Annotated in this window: 15 protein-coding genes; 5 read left to right on the top strand and 10 right to left on the bottom strand. The window is 70.7% G+C overall.

Going from position 1 to position 20,299, the window contains the following annotated elements; all coding sequences use genetic code 11:
• Positions 1-64: 64 nt before the first annotated feature.
• Positions 65-400 carry a hypothetical protein gene (locus GTY96_RS26405; protein ID WP_143902586.1) on the top strand — a complete coding sequence of 112 codons (336 nt, stop codon included), beginning with the start codon at positions 65-67 and terminating at the stop codon, positions 398-400.
• A gap of 114 nt (positions 401-514) precedes the next feature.
• Here the strand turns inward: GTY96_RS26405 and GTY96_RS26400 are convergent, their stop codons facing one another.
• From GTY96_RS26400 to GTY96_RS26380, 5 genes are all read right to left on the bottom strand, one after another.
• Positions 515-1,027 carry an MgtC/SapB family protein gene (locus tag GTY96_RS26400; protein ID WP_161666180.1) on the bottom strand — a complete coding sequence of 171 codons (513 nt, stop codon included), beginning with the start codon at positions 1,025-1,027 and terminating at the stop codon, positions 515-517.
• Between the two features lie 12 nt (positions 1,028-1,039).
• Positions 1,040-1,645 (bottom strand): MXAN_6521/LA_1396 family lipoprotein, encoded by a 606-nt coding sequence (locus tag GTY96_RS26395; protein WP_143902582.1) that lies wholly within the window; start codon positions 1,643-1,645, stop codon positions 1,040-1,042.
• A 103-nt stretch (positions 1,646-1,748) separates the two neighbouring features.
• Entirely contained in the window at positions 1,749-4,400 is a 2,652-nt protein-coding gene (locus GTY96_RS26390) for an efflux RND transporter permease subunit (protein ID WP_161666179.1), read from the bottom strand.
• Between the two features lie 103 nt (positions 4,401-4,503).
• Positions 4,504-6,675, bottom strand: coding sequence for a site-specific recombinase (locus GTY96_RS26385; RefSeq protein WP_161666178.1), 2,172 nt, complete (start codon positions 6,673-6,675; stop codon positions 4,504-4,506).
• A gap of 118 nt (positions 6,676-6,793) precedes the next feature.
• Positions 6,794-7,399 (bottom strand): ABC transporter substrate-binding protein, encoded by a 606-nt coding sequence (locus GTY96_RS26380; RefSeq protein WP_143902576.1) that lies wholly within the window; start codon positions 7,397-7,399, stop codon positions 6,794-6,796.
• Between the two features lie 236 nt (positions 7,400-7,635).
• Between GTY96_RS26380 and metK the strand changes: the two genes are divergently transcribed.
• From metK to GTY96_RS26365, 3 genes are all read left to right on the top strand, one after another.
• Positions 7,636-8,829, top strand: coding sequence for a methionine adenosyltransferase (gene metK, locus GTY96_RS26375; RefSeq protein ID WP_143902574.1), 1,194 nt, complete (start codon positions 7,636-7,638; stop codon positions 8,827-8,829).
• A 119-nt stretch (positions 8,830-8,948) separates the two neighbouring features.
• Positions 8,949-9,866, top strand: a complete 918-nt coding sequence (locus GTY96_RS26370) for a methionyl-tRNA formyltransferase (RefSeq protein WP_143902572.1) — start codon at positions 8,949-8,951, stop codon at positions 9,864-9,866.
• A 99-nt stretch (positions 9,867-9,965) separates the two neighbouring features.
• Positions 9,966-11,216 carry a glycosyltransferase gene (locus GTY96_RS26365; RefSeq protein WP_143902570.1) on the top strand — a complete coding sequence of 417 codons (1,251 nt, stop codon included), beginning with the start codon at positions 9,966-9,968 and terminating at the stop codon, positions 11,214-11,216.
• An 11-nt stretch (positions 11,217-11,227) separates the two neighbouring features.
• Here GTY96_RS26365 and GTY96_RS26360 read toward each other — a convergent pair whose 3' ends face one another.
• Together GTY96_RS26360 and GTY96_RS26355 are read right to left on the bottom strand one after the other, a co-directional pair.
• The gene (locus GTY96_RS26360; protein ID WP_143902568.1) at positions 11,228-12,091 is read right to left on the bottom strand and encodes a pirin family protein; all 864 of its coding nucleotides are present in this window, start codon (positions 12,089-12,091) and stop codon (positions 11,228-11,230) included.
• Positions 12,092-12,107: 16 nt separating this feature from the next.
• Positions 12,108-13,184, bottom strand: a complete 1,077-nt coding sequence (locus GTY96_RS26355) for an alkene reductase (protein WP_235685883.1) — start codon at positions 13,182-13,184, stop codon at positions 12,108-12,110.
• An 88-nt stretch (positions 13,185-13,272) separates the two neighbouring features.
• Here GTY96_RS26355 and GTY96_RS26350 point away from each other — a divergent pair, with 88 nt between their 5' ends.
• The gene (locus GTY96_RS26350) at positions 13,273-14,256 is read left to right on the top strand and encodes an AraC family transcriptional regulator (RefSeq protein WP_235685882.1); all 984 of its coding nucleotides are present in this window, start codon (positions 13,273-13,275) and stop codon (positions 14,254-14,256) included.
• A 357-nt stretch (positions 14,257-14,613) separates the two neighbouring features.
• Here the strand turns inward: GTY96_RS26350 and GTY96_RS26345 are convergent, their stop codons facing one another.
• The 3 genes from GTY96_RS26345 to GTY96_RS26335 form a co-directional block, all read right to left on the bottom strand.
• A complete protein-coding gene (locus tag GTY96_RS26345; protein ID WP_161666177.1) occupies positions 14,614-16,080 on the bottom strand; it encodes a di-heme oxidoreductase family protein in 1,467 nt (488 codons plus the stop codon).
• Positions 16,081-16,222: 142 nt separating this feature from the next.
• Positions 16,223-17,641 carry an RCC1 domain-containing protein gene (locus tag GTY96_RS38605; protein WP_161666176.1) on the bottom strand — a complete coding sequence of 473 codons (1,419 nt, stop codon included), beginning with the start codon at positions 17,639-17,641 and terminating at the stop codon, positions 16,223-16,225.
• On the bottom strand, positions 17,638-19,488 hold the full coding sequence (locus GTY96_RS26335; RefSeq protein WP_161666175.1) for an RCC1 domain-containing protein: 1,851 nt from the start codon (positions 19,486-19,488) through the stop codon (positions 17,638-17,640). The genes GTY96_RS38605 and GTY96_RS26335 overlap by 4 nt, the downstream gene beginning before the upstream one ends.
• Positions 19,489-20,299 lie beyond the last annotated feature (811 nt).

Genomic DNA, 20,299 nt, shown 5'->3' with positions numbered 1-20,299 from the left:
GGGGTCGCCGATTCCAGGGGGGATGCACACGTTGGCCGGACACGGATGGTAGGGAGGCAGCAGCGTGTTCAAGTCAACGGACATTCAAAGGGGGATGACGGTGCGGGACCGGGACGGGGAAGCGCTCGGCGGCATCGTCGCGGTGGATCCCCGCGGCTTCACCATCGGCAAGGGGCGCATCTTCGAGCGGGAATACCCGGTGCGCTTCTCCGACGTCGCGGACCTGGATGGAGACGACGTGTACCTGCGCCGGGACCTGGCCAGCCTTCCGGGCGCCTTGCTGACCCGAGGCGTGCTCAATCTGGGGGAAGAGGAAGCGGGGCACGAAGCCTGCCCTCCCTCGCACCGGCCGGTGGTCTACACCCACGACCTGACGGGTGCGCTCGTCCCCATGGAATAGCGGGGCGGCGGCTCACTCGCGTTTGAGGATGACCCCCTCGTCGCTGATGGCGTAGCTCGCGCCGGCATCCATGACCTCCGACTTGAGGCCGCAGCCCCTGGACCTCGCATCGCTTCACTTCGGACGCAAGTCACCGCCACGGGCGTGGCCCCTGCCTTCGTCGTCTTCCTTCGCGCGGCGCTTGGGCTTCGGCGCCAGCCGCCGGGCGACGGGACGCAGGACCACCAGCGACAGCAGGGCCATGGCCACGGTGGCGCCCGCCGCCATGTACAGCCCCAGCCCGCACGCCAGGCCCACCGCCGCCGTGACCCAGAGGTTCGCCGCCGTGGTGAGCCCCCGCACCACTCCCTTGTGGCGCAGGATGACCCCCGCGCCCAGGAAGCCGATGCCCACGACAATCTGGCTGGCGATGCGGCTGATGTCCGCCTGCGCCCCCGCGTGCGTCTCCCCGGCCCGGAGCACCATCCCCGCGTACACGCTGGAGAGCGTGAAGCAGCACGCCCCCAGCCCCACCAGCGTGTGGGTGCGCAGCCCCGCGGCCTGGTTGTGCGCCTCGCGCTCCACGCCCAGCACGCCCCCCAGGAGCGTGGCCAGCACCAACCGCCCGACGATGACTTGAGGGTCCACCGACGCCGGACGCTACTCGCCCAGGTCGATCTTCTCGTCCTTGTCCGCGTCGTTCAGTTCGGGACTGGGCAACGTGCCCAGCGTCGCCACCAGCAGCTTGTACGAAGGCACCACGTAGGGCTCCACCTCCGGCCCCAGCTCCTTCACGTACTGCTCCGTGCGCTCCACGTACTTCTTGTCGTGCGAGTCCCAGCTGCCGCCCGCCTCCGCCGCCCACACCTCCTGGCCGTCGCGGCAGCGCAACAGCTGCGCCTTCACCGACACCTCCGCTCCCTCCCCCACGCGCTTCACGCTGGGGTCCAGCCACAGCACGCCCTCAATCCCCTCCACGCACTGGTCCTTGAAGGTCAGGTCCGTGGGGCGCTCCGGCAGGGACGTGTTCGCCTTCACCAGGTAGTCCCGGTTCTGGTTCAGCCACTGCCGCGCGATCAGGCTCCACAGGTCGCCCACGTACTGCTGCCCCGGCGGAAACGGCTGCGTCACCACCGCCAGCCGCTTCACCTGCTGCCGGTCCACCGTCGCGTAGTCGTCGCGCAGCCGATGGCTCTTCACCGTGCTCGCGCAACCCGTGAGCACCATCAGGCCCAGCACCGCGCCCACCCGCTTGAACGTCCCCATGGCTTGAAGCTCCTTCCGTGAGAAAGAGAAGCCCCGCGCTTCCCTGGGTGAGGGAAGGCGGGGCCGAGGTCCGGCGCGGATATTAAGCGCTTCCTCCGCGCTGTCAGGCCGCGCGTGTGGAGGACGCGTCACCGCCCGGGGCGGAGCCGCCCCCCTGGCCGCGCGCCGCGTCCCGCTGACGCTGGTCGTGCATCAGCTGCATCACCGCCGCCAGCACCGTGAAGGACACCAGCAGCGTGGTGATGAGGCCAATGCAGGCCACGAGGCCCATGGAGCGCAGGCCGTTGTGGCTGGCCACCAGGAGCGCCGCGAAGCCCGCCACCGCCGTCAGCGTGGAGGACGCCACCGCCGCGCCCACGCTGCGCAGCGCCACCAGCGGGGACGTGCCCTCCAGGAAGCGGTGCAGCAGGTACAGGCCGTGGCTCACGCCGAAGCCCAGCAGGATGGGCAGGATGATGATGTTCATGAAGTTCAGGCGCAGGTCGAACAGCGCCATGAAGCCCATCATCATCGCCAGGCCCACCGTCAGCGGGATGACCGACGCCAGCGCCAGCTTCGCGTTGCGGAAGTCCGCGAAGTGCATCACCAGGATCCACAGCGCGGTGAGGATGACCGTGAGCCTCGCGTCCTTGAGCACCATGCGCGCCAGCGACGCGTAGAGCTGCGTGGCGCCCGCGGCGCGGAACTCCTTCTCCACCGGCGCGCCCGTGGGCCCGCCGTCGGTGAACTTGCCCGGCGTCACCAGCGCCTTGATGGAGCTGGTCTGGTCCGCGAACTGGAGCATCTGCTTGCCGTCCCACAGGTCCACGCTCGGGTAGATGAACGTGAGGTAGCCGTGGTTCTCCGGGCTGGTGGTGGGCAGGTGCCGGAACTGCGAGGCGTAGATCTCCGGCACGTGGTGCACGTCGAAGGGCCGCGCCTCCAGCATCTTGAAGAACATCGCCGCCTTCTCCTGCGTCTCCGGCGGCAGCGCCTTCACGTCGATCTCCTTCAGCTCCTCCTGCCACTCCTCCAGGATCTTCGCGTTCGCCTGGGAGATGCCCTCCGGCGGCACGAAGGTGAACAGGCTCATCACCTGCGAGATGGCGGGGCGCTTCTTCGGATCCGCCGTCAGCTCCTTGTAGAGGGCCTCCGTCTCCGCCAGGTCCTTCGTGTAGACGGCGAGCGGGTCGCTGGCGATCTTGAAGCGCACGTTGATTTCATCCTGCAGCACCACGGACGGCTGGTTCGCCGGCATCAGCGCGCGGGTGTTGTAGTTGAAGCGCACGCCGTACGGCAGCCGCGCGAAGAAGCCCGCGTCCGCCGGGGGCTCGCCGCTCTTCCACGGGATGGCCGCGCCGCACACCACCGCGACAATCACGCAGCCCACCGCCAGCACCAGGCCGGGGCGCGGGATGCGCAGCTCCTTGCCGGAGGCGTTGTTGGTGGGCGGCGGCTTCATCACGCCGATCAGCTTCTGTGGCAGCTCCGGGTTCTTCCGGCCCGCCAGCGCCAGCAGTGCCGGGCACCAGGAGAACAGCGTGAAGCCCAGCATCAGCGTGCCCGTGCCGGCCAGGAAGCCGAACTGCGAGAAGCCGCGGAACTCGCTCACCATCAGCACGTAGAAGGAGCCCGCCACCACCACCGCGGACACCAGCGCCGGACGGCCCGCGTTGATGACCGCGTCGCGGATGGCCACGTCGTAGCGCTTGCCCGCGCCCAGCTCCAGGCGCGTGCGGAAGATGAAGTGGATGCCGTAGTCGATGCCGAACCCCATCAGGATGCCGCCCAGGATGGAGGTGATCATGTTGAGCTCACCCAGCGTCGCGTAGGTGAAGCCCAGCGTGTACAGCGTGCCCGCCACCGTGCCGCTCACCACGATGAGCGTGGGCGCCCACTTGCGGAAGAACGCGATGGTGATGCCGAAGATGGCGATGAGCGCGATGATGGTCACCGGCTGGAGCGAGTCCTCGATGGCGTACGAGTCGTCCACCGCCGTCTTGTAGGAACCCGTGAAGCCGTAGGCGACCGTCTTCTTGTCGCCCATCTTGTAGTAGTCCTCCACCAGCTGCACGCCCGCGGCGTTGCTCTTGGAGTACTGCTCCAGGTCCCCGCGCAGCTTGTCCACGTACTGCTTCGTCTGGCCAATCTGGTTGGTGTCCCACATCGGCTTGATGAGGAGCAGCAGCAGCTTGCGGTCCTGGGAGATGTAGTAGTCGTCCGCGATGCTCTTGTTGCCAACGCTGGAGTACTTGTCGACCAGGTCCTGCAGGTCCAGCTTCACCGGCTCCGTCTTCTTGATCTCGATGTAGAAGGGGTTCGCGCGCCGGAGCTGGTCCTTGAGGAACGCCATGATGCGGCGCTTGCCCTCGGCCAGGTCCTCCGTCTTCACGAACAGCACCATGTTCTGCTGAACGAACTCGACGGGGATCTTGTAGGTGATGGAGCGCGCGTGCTCCTTGTCCTGGCCCACCATCGCGGCCACGTCGTCCGCGACGCGCTTGAGGGTGGCCTCGTCGTCGCCGCGCAGGGCGACCATGAAGAAGCCACTGCCGCCCACCATGTCGATGACCCGCTTGACGTCCTTCACCTCCTGGAGGTCCTGGGAGATGAGGTCCAGCTGGTTCGAGTTGATGGTCAGCTTCGACGTGCCCCAGACCGCCAGGCCGAGCAGCAACAGCAGCACGGTCATGACGGTGCCGGGACGCCGGACCAGCATCTCGGCGTAGGCGACTGCGAGTCGGGGCGGGGGGGGCGAGGAGGGATTGCCGCTCATGGGCGCGGGACCCTATCGACAAACGCCCCCGCCCGGAAGCAAAGCCAGGGATGCCTGTCCGCCCCCCCTCCACGCGAGACAGGGCCCCTCTTCAACCGGGAATTCAGTGCCCCGGGGGCCCGCTCTGGGGGACGGTCTGCGCCTGCGTCCCACCCGGGGCGGCCTCGTCCCGGGGCGGGACGAGGAAGGGGCCGGGGTTGCGCAGGAAGCGCATCGCCACCGCGCCCAGGAACCGCAGGCCCTCCCGCGCCGGGACATCCCGTGCGCGCAGGGCCACGCCCAGCGCCAGCGCGAAGGACACGCCGAAGTTGAGGACGCCGATGACGGCCACCCCCAGCACGGCCGCCAGGAATCCGGGCTCCAGCACCGCCGCGGGGCCCAGCGTGCAGCCGGCGAAGGCCAGGGACCCGAATGAAAGGGTGACGTGCCGCACATCCAGCGGAATGCCGAAGAAGCCCCCGATGCCCGGCGCCACCGCCAGCAGCACGCCCAGGGTGACGCTGCCGCCCACGCCCGCCGCGTGGTGCATCAGCGCGTCCGCCACGCGGCGCGCGCCGGTCACCCCCAAGAGCGCGCGCAGCACGCGGTGGTGGGCCAGGGCCTCCGGCAGCCGGCGGTAGACGACGAAGTTCTCGAACCAGCCCGCGGCCACGCTGGACACCCAGAGCAGCACGCCGGTGAAGGCGGCCCACAGGAGCGTGGCGCTGTGCCAGGGATGCAACGACTCCACCACGGACTCGGCCTTGTGCACCGACAGCAGCGAATGGCCCTTGAGCCACTGGAAGCCCAGCGCCAGCGCCACCGCGACGGGCAGCACGCAGCCCAGGTTGCCCAGGGCCGCGGCCAGCTGGGAGCGGGTGATGCGCGGCACCAGCGCCGCCAGCCGCTCCATGCGCCCGCTTCCGCCGTCCGGGCCCGCCGCCTCCTCGCCCACGGCGGCCGCCAGCGTGGAGGCCGTCATGGAGGGCTGCTTGGTGGCCAGCGTGAAGCCCAGGAACTGCATCACCACGAAGCTGCCGGCGTAGTTGAGCGCCGCGAAGAAGCCCGCGAAGAAGGGCGCCAGCGACAGGCTGGCCAGGAAGAACTTCAAGAGGGCGGTGAACGCGGTGAGGAAGCCGCCGCCCGCCGCCGAGTGCACCATGCGGTGGAACTCGTCGGGCGTCGCGGTGATGTAGTGCTCGCCGGTGCTGCTGGTGCGCTCGATGATCTTCCGCGAAAGGAGCCGCGCGTTGCGCTGGACCAGCGCGCGCACGGAGCGGTCCGCGTGCGCGTACCCCAACAGGTCCGACAGCAGGGTCAGGGCCTCGCGCCACCGCGCCTCGCCCCTCGCGGCGCCCAGCACGCGCGAGATGGCCTCCATCCGGTCCAGGCCGCGCCGGATGCGCTCCATCCGGTACACCAGGTCCACGCTGACGCCGGAGTACTCCAGGTGCCGCGTGACGGATTGCACCACGCCCCGGCAGTCCTCCAACACCCGCGCCAGGTCCTTGAGCGTCTCCTGCGCCCCGTCGCGCGCCAGCACCGCGTCGCACACCAGCCTGAGCCGCAGGAACGGCGAGGCGCGGAAGGACGTCTCCGGGCTGCGGTCGCGCACGTCCTCGGCCAGGCCCAGGCCCGCCACCTGCACGCCCAGCAGCAGCAGCGCGTCCATCAGGTCGCCGCGCACGCGCGCCGACGGGGTGGGCTCCGGGGGCGGGGGTTCGCCCACGAGCGCCGTCAGCCGCGCGAGGAGCGCGGGCGACAGGGCGGCCAGCCACTGCGCGTCCTCCGGCACCGGGAACAGGCGCAGCAGCAGCTCCGACAGCTTGCCCGGCTCCGGCGGCGAGGGCAGCACGCCGCGCACGAAGCGGTCCGTCAATTCAGAGAAGAAGCCGTTGCCGCCGCTCAGCCCCACCTGGGCGAAGAGCTTCAGGCCCCGGCTGCCCGCGCACACCCCCGCCACCAGCCGGGTGACGGACGCGCGCAGCCCGGACTCTCCCTCCAGCACGCGCACCAGCAGCGCCAGCCTTGAATTCGCGGGCGACAGCCCGGCGTCCTCTCCGTCCGTCAGGCCCTGCGCGGGGATGCGGTCGCGCATCCAGTGCATCCAGCGCTCCACCCACTCCAGCCTCGGCTCCAGGCCGTCGCCGGGGACCTCCGACAAGAGCCGCAGCAGGTCCCGCACGGCGGGGTGGCCCGGGGCCCGAGGGGCGTACTGGACGCAGAACGCATCCACCTCACGGGCGGACGGCGTGCTGCGGACCAGAAGCTGCTGGGCGGGGGAGGAAACGGTCATTCGCCAGGCGCTCCGGGGGGAGGGGGATGCGGAGCCTACCCGGCCCACGCCTCCCCCGGAACCCGGTGGGAGGGCATGGGCCGGGGTGCCTGGCTGCTCCGTACCCCTTGAGACTGGATTACTTCAGCTTCACCGAAGCGAGCTCGTTGTTCTTCGCGCGCATGGCGCCCAGCAGGGCGTCCCAGCCGCCTTCCTTGAAGAGGGGGCGCACCTGATCATCGCGGATGCCGGTGAGCATGGAGTCGCCCAGCACGGACACGTCCACGACCTTCCAGGCGGTGCCCACCTTCTCCACGGCGTACTTGAGCTTCATCTCCTGCTTCTTCAGCGGGTGGTTGATGAAGATGGTGGAGCCCACGAGCGCCTTGTCGCCCGTCACCTGGGGCTCGTCGTAGGTGATGGAGTCCAGGTTCTTGAAGTTCTCCCGGACCTTGGGGAAGGCCATCTTCGCGAAGAGGCTCTGGAAGAGCTGGGTGAACTCCTTGCGCTGGGCGTCCGTGGCCTTGGTCCACTCGTCGCCCAGGAGGAAGAGCCCCTGCGGGTCGCTGCCCAGGTTCTCCAGCGCCTTGAGGTCCTTCTCGTAGCGCACCGACTGCACCACGGTCTTCACCGGCTTGGTGACGGCTTCGTTGGTGGCCTTGTTGGGCGGCGCGGCGAGCGCGGGCACGGCCAGGGTGAGGGCAACCAGGAGAGGAAGGGCGCGGATGCGGGTGTTCAGGTTCATACGGGTCGGTGACCTCCAACAGAAGGGCTCGGGTCCTGTAGCCCAGGCAAACGCCGCGTGACGCACAAAATTCAACCGGCCCTGGGCCCATACTCCACGCGTTGGGTCCGGGGGGCCGGAGGGTGTTTCGGGCCGAATAATCCTGTGGCTCGGCGGGTTTGACTCTGCTGGGACCGCACGTTTAGTGTCCGGACCCCTGCGCTGCGTCACTGGATTAGCGCGAAGCCCGAGAAGACATGCCTACCGACTTCCTGTTCACGTCTGAATCCGTCACCGAGGGCCACCCGGACAAGATCGCCGACCAGATCTCCGACGGTGTGCTCGATGCCATCATCGCCAAGGATCCGCAGGCGCGCGTCGCCGTGGAGACGCTCGTCAAGACGGGCCTCGCCATCGTCGCGGGCGAGGTGACGACGAATTGTTACGTGGACATCCCGAAGATCGTCCGGTCGACCATCACGCGCATTGGCTACACCGATAGCTCGATGGGCTACGACGGCAACACGTGCGGCGTGATGGTGGCCATCGAAGGCCAGAGCCAGGACATCGCCCGGGGCGTGGACAACAAGAAGGACCAGGGCGCCGGCGACCAGGGCATGATGTTCGGCTTCGCGTGCGACGAGACGCCGGAGCTGATGCCCGCGCCCATCCACTACGCGCACCAGCTCACGCGCCGCCTGGCGGAGGTGCGCCGCAAGGCCCATCCGTGGATCCGCCCGGACGGCAAGAGCCAGGTGACGGTGGAGTACAAGGGCGGCCGCCCGGTGCGCATCGACGCGGTGGTGCTGTCGACGCAGCACGCGGAGGAGGTCTCCAACAAGAAGATCCAGGAGGCCATCCGCGAGGACGTCATCCTCAAGGTCCTGCCGAAGAAGCTCATCGACAACAAGACCAAGTTCTTCATCAACCCCACGGGCCGCTTCGTCATCGGCGGCCCCATGGGCGACTCGGGCGTCACGGGCCGGAAGATCATCGTCGACACCTACGGCGGCATGGGCCGTCACGGCGGCGGCGCGTTCAGCGGCAAGGACCCGTCCAAGGTGGACCGCTCCGCCGCGTACATGGGCCGCTACATCGCCAAGAACGTCGTCGCGGCGGGCCTGGCCAGCCGCTGCGAGGTGCAGGTGTCCTACGCCATCGGCGTGGCGGAGCCGGTCAGCGTGATGGTGGAGACCTTCGGCACGTCCACCGTGCCGGAAGAGCAGATCGCCCGCGCCGTGCGCCAGACGTTCGGCCTGCGTCCGCGCGAAATCACGGAGCACCTGGACCTGCTGCGGCCCATCTACCAGAAGACCGCCGCGTACGGTCACTTCGGCCGCACCGACAAGGAGTTCACCTGGGAGCGCACGGACAAGAAGGACGCGCTCCGCGAGGCGGCCTCCTCCTCCGGTGGCACCAAGTCGCGCACGCCCCGCCTGAAGGCCGTCTGACGTCCCGGCGGCGGCTGGCTTGAGCCCACGCGCTCGCTCCCTCCAGGGGCGAGCGCGTTTTCATTTTCCGGGGTGCGGAGGCCGGGCGCGCACGGCCGGTGAATTGTTAGGACACGGCCATGCCGACTTCCGGTGCCGCGTCTGGCTGGCGCATCGTGCTGCTCACCGTGGCCCCCGCGGTGGCGCACGACTTCACGTTGTCCCTGCGGGCGCAGGGGCATGACGTGGTGGCGTTGGTGGTGCCGGCGGGCATCCGGGGCCTGCGTCCGCTGGACATGGCGGGGTGGGCGGAGCTGGGGCGGCTCTTCGAGTCCGCGCCGCCGTCGCTGGACGTGCTGCTGGTGAGCGAGCGGGCCCACCTGACGCCCCGGCTGGCGGCGCTGAAGCCGGACCTGCTGCTGTGCTTCTTCTTCCCCTGGAAGCTGCTGCCGGAGGCGCTGGCGCTGGCGCCGCTGGGCGCCGTCAATGTCCACCCGTCGCTCCTGCCGTGCTACCGCGGTCCGTGTCCGCTGGGCTGGGCGCTGCGCGAGGATGCGCGGGACGTGGGGCTGACGTTCCACCGCATGGACGCGAGCTTCGACACCGGGCCCGTCCTGGCGCAGGGCACCTTCCCGCTGCACGACGAGGACACGGAGGAGGTCATCTTCGAGAAGTTGATGCTCGCGTCGCGCCAGCTGCTGCCCGGGGTGATGGAGCGCGTGGCGCGGGGCGACCGGGGCGAGCCGCAGGTGGACGCCGACGCCACGTTCGCGCCCTTCTTCGACCGGGCGTACCGGGACATCGACTGGCGGGACCCCGCGCGCTCCGTGCACCTGAAGGTGCGCGCGTGCCGCTTCGCCGCGTGGCGCGACGGCAACGGGGATGCGCGGGCCCGGCTCCAGGGCCGCTGGATGCGGGTGCGGCGCACGCGGGCGTGGCGGGGCGAGGACCCTCGCGAGGTGCCGGGCACGCTCCTGGCCCGTCAGGGGGACGAGCTGCTCGTGCAATGCGGGGACGCGCCGCTCTGGGTGGTGTCGCACACGCTGGAGGAGCCCTGAACGAAAGGGGCGCGCTTGTGTGTACGGCAGCGGGCATCCGGGGCCGGGGATTCAGGCGCGCGGGTGGCATGTCCCGGGGGGCGGACGCAGACAGAGGGCATGGTGAAGAACCTCGGAGACCCGTACCCCATCGTCCGGCTCGAGCACTACGAGCGCTACGTGGGCGCGGCGGTGGTGGAGCGCATCCTGGAGAAGGCGCGTCCGCTGCAAGACCTGCGGGTCGCGCACGTCAACTCCACGTACTACGGCGGTGGCGTGGCGGAGCTGCTCTCCCCACTGACGCTGCTGATGAACAGCGTGGGCATGGTCACGGAGTGGCGGGCCATCCAAGGGCCGCCGGACTTCTTCAACATCACGAAGAAGATGCACAACGCGTTGCAGGGCGCGGACATCCACCTGACGCCGATGAAGGCGAACATCTACGAGGAGGTCGTCTACGAGAACGCGATCCGCAACCGGCTGGACCACGACCGCGTCGTCATCCACGACCCGCAGCCCCTGCCCATCGTGCGCTACAGCCGCAAGCGCGGACCGTGGACCTGGCGCTGTCACATCGACCTGTCGAATCCGGAGCCGGCGCTGTGGGAGTACTTGAAGCCCTTCGTGGAGGAGTACGACGCGATGGTGCTGAGCGCTCCGGAGTACGCGCAGGACCTGCGCACCCCCCAGCTCTTCTTCATGCCGGCCATCGACCCGTTCTCCATCAAGAACCGGGAGATGAGCGAGGCGGAGATGGACGAGCGGCTTCAGCACCACCACATCCCCACGGACCTGCCGCTGGTGGTTCAGATCTCGCGCTTCGACCGGTGGAAGGATCCGGAGGGCGTGGTGTCCGCGTGGCGGCTGGCGCGCAAGGACGCGCCGTGCACGCTGGTGCTGCTGGGCAACATGGCGTCGGACGACCCGGAGGGCCAGGAGGTGTACCAGGAGGTGATGCGGCACCGCGACGAGCGGATCATCATCCTCAGCCGCGAGGACACGGCGCTGGTGAACGCGCTCCAGCGCCGCGCGGCGGTGGTGGTGCAGAAGTCGCTGCGCGAGGGCTTCGGGCTCACCGTGGCGGAGGCCATGTGGAAGAGCACGCCCGTCATCGGTGGGAACGTGGGCGGCATCCGCCACCAGATTGAAGACGGGTACAACGGCTTCCTGGTGGACTCCGTGGCGCAGTGCGCGGCGCGCATGGTGCAACTGCTCAAGAACCCGAAGCTGCGCCGCCAGATGGGGCACCACGCGCACGAGACGGTGCGCCGCCGCTTCCTGCTCACGCGCTACCTGGAGCAGTACCTGGACCTCTTCAACGCCTTCGAGACCCACTACCACCTGCGCCCGCTGCCGCACCTGACGACGTAGCCCGCGTGGCGCTACCTCCGGGGCGGGTGCGTGTAGCGGCCGGCGCGGTACTCGTCCATCACCCGCATGAGGTCCGCCTGCGTGTCCCCGATGAAGGGCCCATAGCTGACCAGCGGCTCGCGCTGGGGCGGACCGGCGTACAGCAGCGCCCGGGCCCGCGTCGTCCCCGTGAGGCGCAGGGTGCTGTCCCCGCCACTCCCCGGCCGGTCCAGCCAGCCCACCTGTCCGGGCCGCAGCGCCCGGGCCTCCGGGCCCACGGCGAGTTCGCCCTCCAGCACGTAGAGGAAGCCGTTGTCCGCGTGGGGCAGGTCGTGTTCGACGGTGGCGCCCGGCTCGAGCAGGAACTCCGCGAGCGTGACGGGCACGTAGTTCTGCGTCGGCGAGCGCACCTCCCCCGAGCTCCCGCTGTACAGCCGGACCTCCACCCCCGGCTCGCGCCGCACCGGCAGCTCCGCGTAGGAGATGTCCTGATAGCTGGCGGGGACCCAGCGCCGCGCCTTGGGCAGCGTCAGCCACAGCTGGAGGATGCGCGCCTCGCCCGGGCGGTCCAGCCCTTCGCCGTGGATGACCCCGCTGCCGGCGGTCATCCACTGCACGTCCCGCTCGCCCAGCCGCCCGCTGTCGTGGGACATCCCGCCCTTCACCACCAGCGTCACCGTCTCGAAGCCGGCATGCGGGTGCGGCCCGCCGATGGGCTGCCCGTCGATCCGGTCATCCATCAGCAGGATGAACGGATCCGACAGGGCGTAGTCCTCCGGTTGGATGACGGGCACCACCGTGTGCGCGGGTCCGAACTGTCCCTGCACGGGGGCGGGCAGGTCGATGATGCGTTCCAGGCGGCGCTCCACGCCGTGCCGTGCATTCGAAAGCGTCATGACTTCCTCCTCGGGGTCAGCGCAGCGCCGGGTAGTCGGTGTAGCCGCGCTCCTCGCCACTGAAGAAGGTGGCGCGGTCCGGCGGGTTGAGCGGGGACTCGAGCCGGAAGCGCTCCGGCAGGTCGGGGTTGGCGAGGAACGGCGTGCCATAGGCGACGAGGTCCGCCTCTCCCGCGGCGACCGCCGCCTCTCCGGCGCGCGCGTCGTAGCCGCCATTCACGATGAAGGTGCCTGGGAAGACCTTGCGCAGCAGCGGGGTGATGCGCTGGTCGGGGGACGGCACCGTGTCGCCCGACACGGGCTCCGTGACGTGCAGGTAGCCCAGGCCCAGCCGGCCCAGCTCCCGCGCGATATGGGTGAACGTCTCCACCGGCGTGGAGTCGCTCATGCCGACGTAGGGGAACTGCTGGGGGAAGAGCCGGTAGCCCACGCGGTCGGCGCCCCAGACGCCCGCCACCGCCCGGGCCACCTCCAGGGGGAAGCGCGCCCGGTTCTCGATGCTGCCGCCGTACGCGTCGGTGCGCTGGTTGGAGCCGTCGCGCAGGAACTGATCCAACAGGTAGCCGTTGCTGCCGTGCAGCTCCACGCCGTCGAAGCCAGCCTCCAGGGCGTTCACGGCGGCGCTCCGGAACTGCTCCACGACGCCGGGGAGCTCCGCGGTCTCCAGGGCGCGCGGCGTCACGGTGGGCACGCGGCCCTTGTGGGTGAAGACCTCGGCCTCGAAGCGGATGGCGGAGGGGGCCACGGGCAGCGCGCCGTCATGGAAGTCCGGATGGGAGACCCGGCCCACGTGCCACAGCTGGGCGAAGATGCGGCCCCCCGCCGCGTGGACGGCCTCCGTCACCTTCCTCCAGCCCTCCACCTGTTCGGGCGAGTGGATGCCGGGCGTGCGGATGTAGCCGACGCCCTGGGGGCTGACCTGGGTGCCCTCGGTGACGATGAGGCCCGCGGAGGCCCGCTGCACGTAATAGGTGACCGCCAGGGGGTTGGGCACGTTGCCGGTGGCCAGCGCCCGGCTGCGGGTCATGGGCGCCATCACCAGGCGGTTCTTCAGTTCAAGGCGGCCCAGCTGGACGGGGGAGAGGAGCTTCATTGTATTTGCCATGGCCCCTTGATGCCGGGGCCGCTATGGACGTTCCATGCCATCCAGTCCAAAAGAATTGACCAATCGTCCAGAGCCCATGGACGAGCAGGCTTCTGACGTCCTCGCGGACGTGCTGGACACGATGCGGCTGTCCACCCACGTGAACGGCCGCTTCGAGCTGTTCGCGCCCTGGGGCCTCCAGTTCCCCCGGAGCCCGGGGGCGCACATCGTCCTCGTCGCGCGCGGAGGCGCCCGCCTGGAGGTCGAGGGGGTCGAGGGCGCGGTGTCCCTGTCCGCCGGGGACCTGGCCCTGCTTCCGCACGGGGGCGGACACACGCTGCGCGACGCGGAGGGCAGCCCCGTCCGGCTGCTGGAGCGGGGCGAGTGCCGGCGGACGGGCAACGCCATGGCGGCCCGGCTGGGGGAGGGCGGCGACCGGACGACCCTGGTCGTGGGCTCGTTCCGGTTCGGCGCCGTGCCGACCCTGCCGCTGTTCGCGGGGCTCCCGGGCCTCATCCACATCGCCGCGGACGACCCCGCGACCGCGCCCTCGGTGGCGTCGACCGTGCAGTTGCTCATCGCGGAGAGCGCGTCGTCCAGTCCGGGGGCGACCGTCATCATGAGCCGGCTCGCGGACATCCTGCTCGTGCAGGCCATCCGGACGCACATCCAGGGCGGTCCGTGTCAGCGGCATGGGTTGTGCGCGCTGGCGGATCCCCAGTTGCGCAAGGCGCTCTCGCTCATCCATGAGCGGCCCTCCGAGCCCTGGACCGTCGAGAGCCTCGCGACGGCCGTCGCCATGTCCCGGTCGGGCTTCGCGGCGCGCTTCAGCGAGCTCGTCGGAGAGCCTCCGCTGGAGTATCTGGCGCGGTGGCGGATGACCAAGGCCGCGCAGCTCCTGCGTGAGAGCGAGCTGCCGCTGGGCGAGGTCGCGGAGAGCAGCGGCTACCAGAGCGAGGCCGCGTTCAACCGCGCCTTCAAGCGTTGGGGAGGCAGCGCCCCTGGTGCGTACCGGCGCGAGCACCGTAAGGGGCCCCGGGACATGTCCGGGGCGTCAGCGCGAGTCGAGGAGCGTGAATAGCGCCGCGCGCGCCTTCGGCGACATGCGCTGTACGGCGTCAGCGCGAGTCGAGGAGCGTGAATAGCGCCGCGCGCTCTTTCGGCGACATGCGCTGTATGGCGTCAGAGCGAGTCGAGGAGCGTGAATAGCGCCGCGCGCTCTTTCGGCGACATGCGCTGTATGGCGTCAGAGCGAGTCGAGGAGCGTGAATAGCGCCGCGCGCTCTTTCGGCGACATGCGCTGTATGGCGTCAGAGCGAGTCGAGGAGCGTGAATAGCGCCGCGCGCTCTTTCGGCGACATGCGCTGTATGGCGTCAGAGCGAGTCGAGGAGCGTGAATAGCGCCGCGAACTCTTTCGGCGACATGCGCTGTATGGCGTCAGAGCGAGTCGAGGAACGTGAGGAGCGCCGCGCGCTCCTTCGGTGACATGCGCTGTACGGCTTCGCGCGAGGCGGTGGCTTCGCCGCCGTGCCAGAGGATGGCCTCCAGCACGGAGCGCGCGCGGCCGTCGTGGAGCAGGCGCGTGTGGCCGTTGATGGTGGCGGTGAGGCCCAGGCCCCAGAGGGGCGGGGTGCGCCACTCGGTGCCGGTGGCCAGGAAGTCGTCGCGTCCGTCCGCGAGCGCTTCGCCCAGGTCGTGCAGCAGCAGGTCGGTGTACGGCCAGATGCGCTGGTGCGACAGCTCGGGGAAGCCGGGCAGCTCGCCGGTGACGGTGGTGGGCCGGTGGCACCGGTCACAGCCCGCGCGCAGGAAGGCGGCCTTGCCCGTGCGCACGTCCTCGCGCTCCGCGCCCCGGCGCGCGGGCACGGCGATGAGGTGCGAGTAGTCCGACAGCGAGGCGAGGTTGGCGTCATCCACCTCCGGCTCGCCGCCGGTGGCGCCTTGCAGGCACGCCGTCTGCGCGGCGGTGCACGCGGACCGGGGGAACAAGGAGGTCGTGAGGCCCATGTCTCCCAGGAGCGCTCCCGCGGCCTGGTGCTCCAGGTCCGGCTGGTTGGCCTTCCAGCCGAAGCGGCCCAGCACCTCGCGGCCCTCCTTCACGCTCCACACGCGGTTGGGGCGGCCGCGGATGCCGTCGCCGTCGCGGTCGTCGGGATCCGCCCACGCGAGCAGCGTCGCGTCCGGGATGGCCGCGAGCAGGCCCAGGCCCACCATGGGCTGGGCGATGCGCGGGGACATGCGCACCGTGGGCGAGAGCGGGCCATAGCCCAGCTCCACCAGCGCGTAGCGCGGGGCCTGGAGCGCCACGCTGCCTTCGCCCTGGAGCGCGAGTCCAGGCAGGGACTCATAGGTCACCTGCACCTGGCCCTCGGCGGGGACGCCGTTGATGGCTCGAGGCTGGAACTGGTCGCCGTACGTGGGCTCCGGAACGGGCTCGCCGTGCGGGCCGGTGCCGGGCACGGAGAGGCGCACGAGCAGGGAGGCAGGGGCCTTGGTGTTGCCCGCGACGGGCGCACCCCGGCCGTTGGCGACATGGCAGGCGAGGCAGGAGGTGGCGTGGAAGAGCGGGCCCAGGCCGTCGCGGTCGCGCTGGCTGCTGGGCGCGGGGACCCAGTCCACCTCGAAGTTGGCCTCTCCCAGGAGAAAGCGCGACTTGCGCTCCACCGTGAGGTTCGCGATGGGCTGGACGAAGGCCTCGGGGTCGGCGCGGAACACCGTGGTGGCGCCGCCCGTCAGCGACTCGTCGGGGTCGAGGGGCGCGACCTCCAGCGGAACCTCCTGAGGGGGCTGCTCCACCGGCGTCTCTTCCGGGGGCGGCTTGGCGGGAGACTCGCCGCAGGACGCGAGCGCGAGCGTGAGTCCCAGGACGAGGAGGGGCGAGAGGGCCGGGGTTCCGGAGCGCATGATGGGCGGCGTCAGTGTAGCGAGGGGAGGATGCGCGGAGGCGCGCGAACGCCCGGTGGGAGACGGGCGCTGAGGCTTCGAAGAGGGGACTACCGCGCCAGGCCGCCGGTGCTCGGGCGTCATGGCGCGGGAGCGTTGGCGCTCAGGGCAAGGTCACGGCGCGGGGCGTGGAGACGTTCTTGGGTGCGCCTTCCCCCAGGCCCAGTTGGCCGCTGAGGTTGCTGCCCCAGATGAGCACGGCGTCGTCCCGTGTACGGGCGAGCCCGTGCTGGGCTCCCGCCGCCAGCTCCATGAGCGGTAGGTCCGTGGCCAGACGCGCGGGCTTGACCCGGGCGTTGGTGTCACCCACGCCGAGCTGGCCCGTGCTGTTGAGGCCCCACGCCCAGGCCGTGCCGTCGCGGCGCAGCGCCCAGCTGGAGTTGTTCGCGGCCGTCACCGCCGTGATGCCGGTGAGCTCCAGCACCGGCGTGGGCTGCGCACGGCCCGCGCCGAAGCCCGCGTCCCCATGGCCCAGCTGTCCCGAAGTCCCCGTGCCCCACGCGCGCACGGTTCCATCCGCGAGCAGCGCGAGCAGGTGACTGCGCCCGGAGGCCAGGTGCTCCACCTGCTCGAGGTGGGGCACGCGCTCGGGGGACGCCTGCACGCGCGCCTCCGTCTCACCCGTGCCCAGCACGCCGTCCCGGTTGTAGCCCCAGACGGACACCGTCCCATCGCGGTGCAGCGCCGCCGAGTGCTCGCTGCCCGCGACCACCTGCATCACGTCGGTGAGGTCCGGCACGGCGGTGGGCTGTGTCACCGCCTCGCCCTCCGCCCCCAGGCCCAGCTGTCCTCGCGCGTTGACGCCGAACGCCCACACCTGACCGCTCACGTCCAGCAGCAGCACGTGCCCGGTCCCCAGCGCCACGCCCACCACGTCCTTCACGCCTTCAACCCGGCGTGCGGCGCCCGCCTGCGCTCCGCCCGCTTCGAGCGAGGACGCCAGCGCGCCGCACAGCCACGCGCTGCCCTCCGCGGAGATCCACGCCGTGGTGTCCATGGCGGACAGCGTGCCCACGGGTCGCTGGTCCTCGAGCGCGAGCGACGGCGTGGGGCGCTCGGCGGTGGTGGTGTCGCAGCGCTGTCCCTGGCCGTTGGCGCCCCAGGAGGCGAAGCGCCCCTGGCGCAGCACGCCGGTGTGGCTCAGGCCCCCGCCCAGCTCAGGCCCCGCGGAGAACGCCACGTCCTGGGTCGCCGTGTTGCCCGCCTCGTCCGTGGCCGACACGTGGACCACGTGCGAGCCCGGAGGCACGGACAGCTCCAGGGCCAGCGTGGATCCCACCACGGACAACGTCCGGGAGATTCCGTCATCCAGCCACACCTGTACCCGGGTGGCGTCACCCACGTCGCCCGCGATGCGCAGGCGGCTCACGACCAGCCGCTGGCCCGGCCGGGGTGCGTCGATGCGCACCACGGGGGCCTCGGTGTCGGCGGGAGGCGGTGGGGGGACGGAGTCCTCCCCGGGCGGCGGGGAGGAGCCGCCGCACGCGCACAGCGCCAGCAGCAGGGGGACGGTCCACCTCACGGCAGCGTCACCTGGAGGGGCTCGGAGTACGCCCACGACTCCTTGGCGGCGGGGCCACCGCCGACGCAGCCCTTGAAGTTCCATCCCCAGCCGAAGATGGAGCCGTCGCGCCGCACGCTCACCGCGTGGAGCGCGCCCACGCCCAGCGTCGTCACGTTGGAGAGCCCCACCACGGGCGTCGAGGGAGAGGTGAGCGACACCTTGTCGCCCGTGCCCAGCGTGCCGTTGGCGTTCTGGCCCCAGCCGACGACGGTGCCATCCGCGCGGAGGGCGAAGCTGACGGTGCCGTTGGCGAACACGCCCGTGGCCTGGGTGAGGTTCAGCACCGCCACCGGCACGCTGCTGTTGCCGTCCGCGCCGCTCAGGCCCTGGCCCAGCTGGCCGTTCGCGCCCAGGCCCCAGGCGACGACGGTGCCATTGGCGCGCAGCGCGAGCGTGTGGTCCTTGCCCGCCGCGATGTCCACCACATCCGTGAGGCCCGGCACCTGCGCGGGCCGCGCGTGCGCGGTGCTGTCCTGCGTGCCCAGGCCCAGGTTGCCGGAGCTGTTGCGGCCCCAGGTCCACACGGTGCCGTCCGCGCGCAGCGCCACGGAGTGCTCCGAACCGGCGGCCACCTGGATGACGTCCGTCAGGTCCACCACCTTCACCGGCACGTCGGAGGCCGCCTTCGTCGTGTCGTCACCGAGCTGCCCCACGTTGTTGGCGCCGAACGCCCACACCGTGTGGTCCTCGGCGAGCACCAGCACGTGCGTGTAGCCACGGACCGCCGTCACCGCGTCCGTCAGCGACGGCACGCGCACCGGGGCGTAGCGGGTCGCCGTGTCCAGCGTGCCGGCGCCGGGGACGCCCAGGCCCAGCTGGGCGTTCTTGTTGTCACCCCACGTCCACACCGTGCCGTCCGTCCCGACCACCAGCGAGCTGTTCTGGCCGAACGCCACCGCGCTCACCGTGGGCAGCCCGGACAGCGGCAGCGGCGAGGGCGAGTACCCGGCCTCCGGACCGGGCTGACCCACGCCGAGCTGGCCCAGGTTGTTGTTCCCCCAGACGTACACCTTCCCATCGCGGAGGAGCGCCGAGTGCGAGCCGCCGCCGCTCACCCACCGGCCGAAGCGGAAGTGGGCCTGCTTTTCGGTGATGTTGCCCGCCGCGTCGTGGGCGCGCAGCACGAGCGTGTTGTCGCCGCGCCCGGGCGTGAGCACGAAGGCGAAGGTGCCATCCGCGCCCAGCGTCCCGGCCGCGGACTGCTCCGCGCCGCCGTTGAGCCGCAAGGTGAGGTCCGTGACGCCGACGTTGTCCGTGGTCCGGCCCGTGACGCGCACCTGATACACGGTGAGGTCCTGGCCTTCGGTGGGGCTGGTGAGCACCAGCTCCGGTGCCGCGGTGTCGACCGCGGGCGGGGCGTAGGTGAAGCGCAGCGTCGCCTCCGTGGCCTGGCCGCCGTCGTCCACCGCGCGGAGCGTGACCGTGTTCTCACCGGCCACGGCGTCCACGGGCACCGTCACGGTCTGCTCCGTCTGGCCGCGCGTGACGGGGATGTCCGTCGCCGCGCCGGCGTTGTGCTTCGCGCTCAGCGTCGCGAGCCCGCCCTCCGCGTGCACCACCGCCTGGATGCGCACCGGCGCCTGCTCCACCTGGGCGCCTTCCACGGGCGAGGTGAACGACACCGTGGGGGCGGAGACCTGCGTGCCCGCGTCGGTCGTCGTGCCCGCGTCGGTCGTCGTGCCCGCGTCCACGGTCACGCCCGCATCCCCGTTGCCCGACGGCGGGGTCACCGTGTCATCGCCGCACGCACCGAGCAGCAGCCCCGCCGCCACCCACGCACCCCACATCACCTTGTGTCCCCGCATGGACCCGCCTCGCTCGCCGTTCACGGATTCCCGCTTCGGCTGGATAAATTGAGATTGACTCGCAAAGTCGATTGCTGGGGCGTGTATCGCGGAGGACGGCTCGCGCGCAAGGGGTGGGGATGGGCCTGGTGATTGCGCGAGCACCGGTTTCCGGCGGGGTTTCCGGCCTCTCGGGTAATGGGGGCAGGGTGGCACGAGGCGACGTCAGGGGGGGCGGTGCTCGTGCCAGAAAGACAGACACGACGCCGCACGCGTGGGGCTCGCCGGTCATCGAAGAGCAGGTACGGGCGTTCCTGACAGGTGAATACGGTGAAACGGCGTACGCACTCGCTCTTCACCCAAGGCACCTACTGGTTCATGGCCATGCCGCGCATGAGCGATGAACGACTCCGCCCGCTGGTGGAGCGATTCGCACAACTCGTTCGCGAGCACGCCGTCTTCCGAGGAGCCTTCGGAACTATCCGATGCAGATTCCTGACTGCTCCGGCTATCACGCCGCAATCAATTACTACAGCGATGCGGCCCACACGACCCTGATCGGGATCAAGGGTTGCTACTGCGACTCGTGGTCCACCTGGGGCAGGACGTCGGACTTCTCCGAACCCAACCTGGACTGTCAGGCGGTCCGTCCCGGGAGCCTGCGGGCGCTGAACCCTGCGGACAGGCTCTCGTCGCGGACGGCCGCGAGGGCTGCGATAGGGCCGCGACGGAGAACGTGGCGGTGGCACTTGATGACTATCTATCGCCCAAGCCCACGGAGGTGTTCTCGCTGCGTGCACTGCCCCCATCCTCACGTCCAGCGCCTCCGCGC

This window comes from Corallococcus silvisoli, assembly GCF_009909145.1.
GTDB classification, from domain to species: domain Bacteria; phylum Myxococcota; class Myxococcia; order Myxococcales; family Myxococcaceae; genus Corallococcus; species Corallococcus silvisoli.
The sequence above is the reverse complement of the archived record's forward strand: the minus strand, read 5'-3'. Positions and strand labels throughout refer to the sequence as shown.

What these genes read in the sequence shown, in the direction of transcription:
- GTY96_RS26395 (WP_143902582.1), bottom strand. Translation starts at nt 1,645, where the DNA reads ATGGGGACGTTCAAGCGGGTGGGCGCGGTGCTGGGCCTGATGGTGCTC.
- GTY96_RS26390 (WP_161666179.1), bottom strand. Translation starts at nt 4,400, where the DNA reads ATGAGCGGCAATCCCTCCTCGCCCCCCCCGCCCCGACTCGCAGTCGCC.
- GTY96_RS26385 (WP_161666178.1), bottom strand. Translation starts at nt 6,675, where the DNA reads ATGACCGTTTCCTCCCCCGCCCAGCAGCTTCTGGTCCGCAGCACGCCG.
- GTY96_RS26380 (WP_143902576.1), bottom strand. Translation starts at nt 7,399, where the DNA reads ATGAACCTGAACACCCGCATCCGCGCCCTTCCTCTCCTGGTTGCCCTC.
- metK (WP_143902574.1), top strand. Translation starts at nt 7,636, where the DNA reads ATGCCTACCGACTTCCTGTTCACGTCTGAATCCGTCACCGAGGGCCAC.
- GTY96_RS26370 (WP_143902572.1), top strand. Translation starts at nt 8,949, where the DNA reads ATGCCGACTTCCGGTGCCGCGTCTGGCTGGCGCATCGTGCTGCTCACC.
- GTY96_RS26365 (WP_143902570.1), top strand. Translation starts at nt 9,966, where the DNA reads ATGGTGAAGAACCTCGGAGACCCGTACCCCATCGTCCGGCTCGAGCAC.
- GTY96_RS26360 (WP_143902568.1), bottom strand. Translation starts at nt 12,091, where the DNA reads ATGACGCTTTCGAATGCACGGCACGGCGTGGAGCGCCGCCTGGAACGC.
- GTY96_RS26355 (WP_235685883.1), bottom strand. Translation starts at nt 13,184, where the DNA reads ATGAAGCTCCTCTCCCCCGTCCAGCTGGGCCGCCTTGAACTGAAGAAC.
- GTY96_RS26350 (WP_235685882.1), top strand. Translation starts at nt 13,273, where the DNA reads ATGGACGAGCAGGCTTCTGACGTCCTCGCGGACGTGCTGGACACGATG.
- GTY96_RS26345 (WP_161666177.1), bottom strand. Translation starts at nt 16,080, where the DNA reads ATGCGCTCCGGAACCCCGGCCCTCTCGCCCCTCCTCGTCCTGGGACTC.
- GTY96_RS26335 (WP_161666175.1), bottom strand. Translation starts at nt 19,488, where the DNA reads ATGCGGGGACACAAGGTGATGTGGGGTGCGTGGGTGGCGGCGGGGCTG.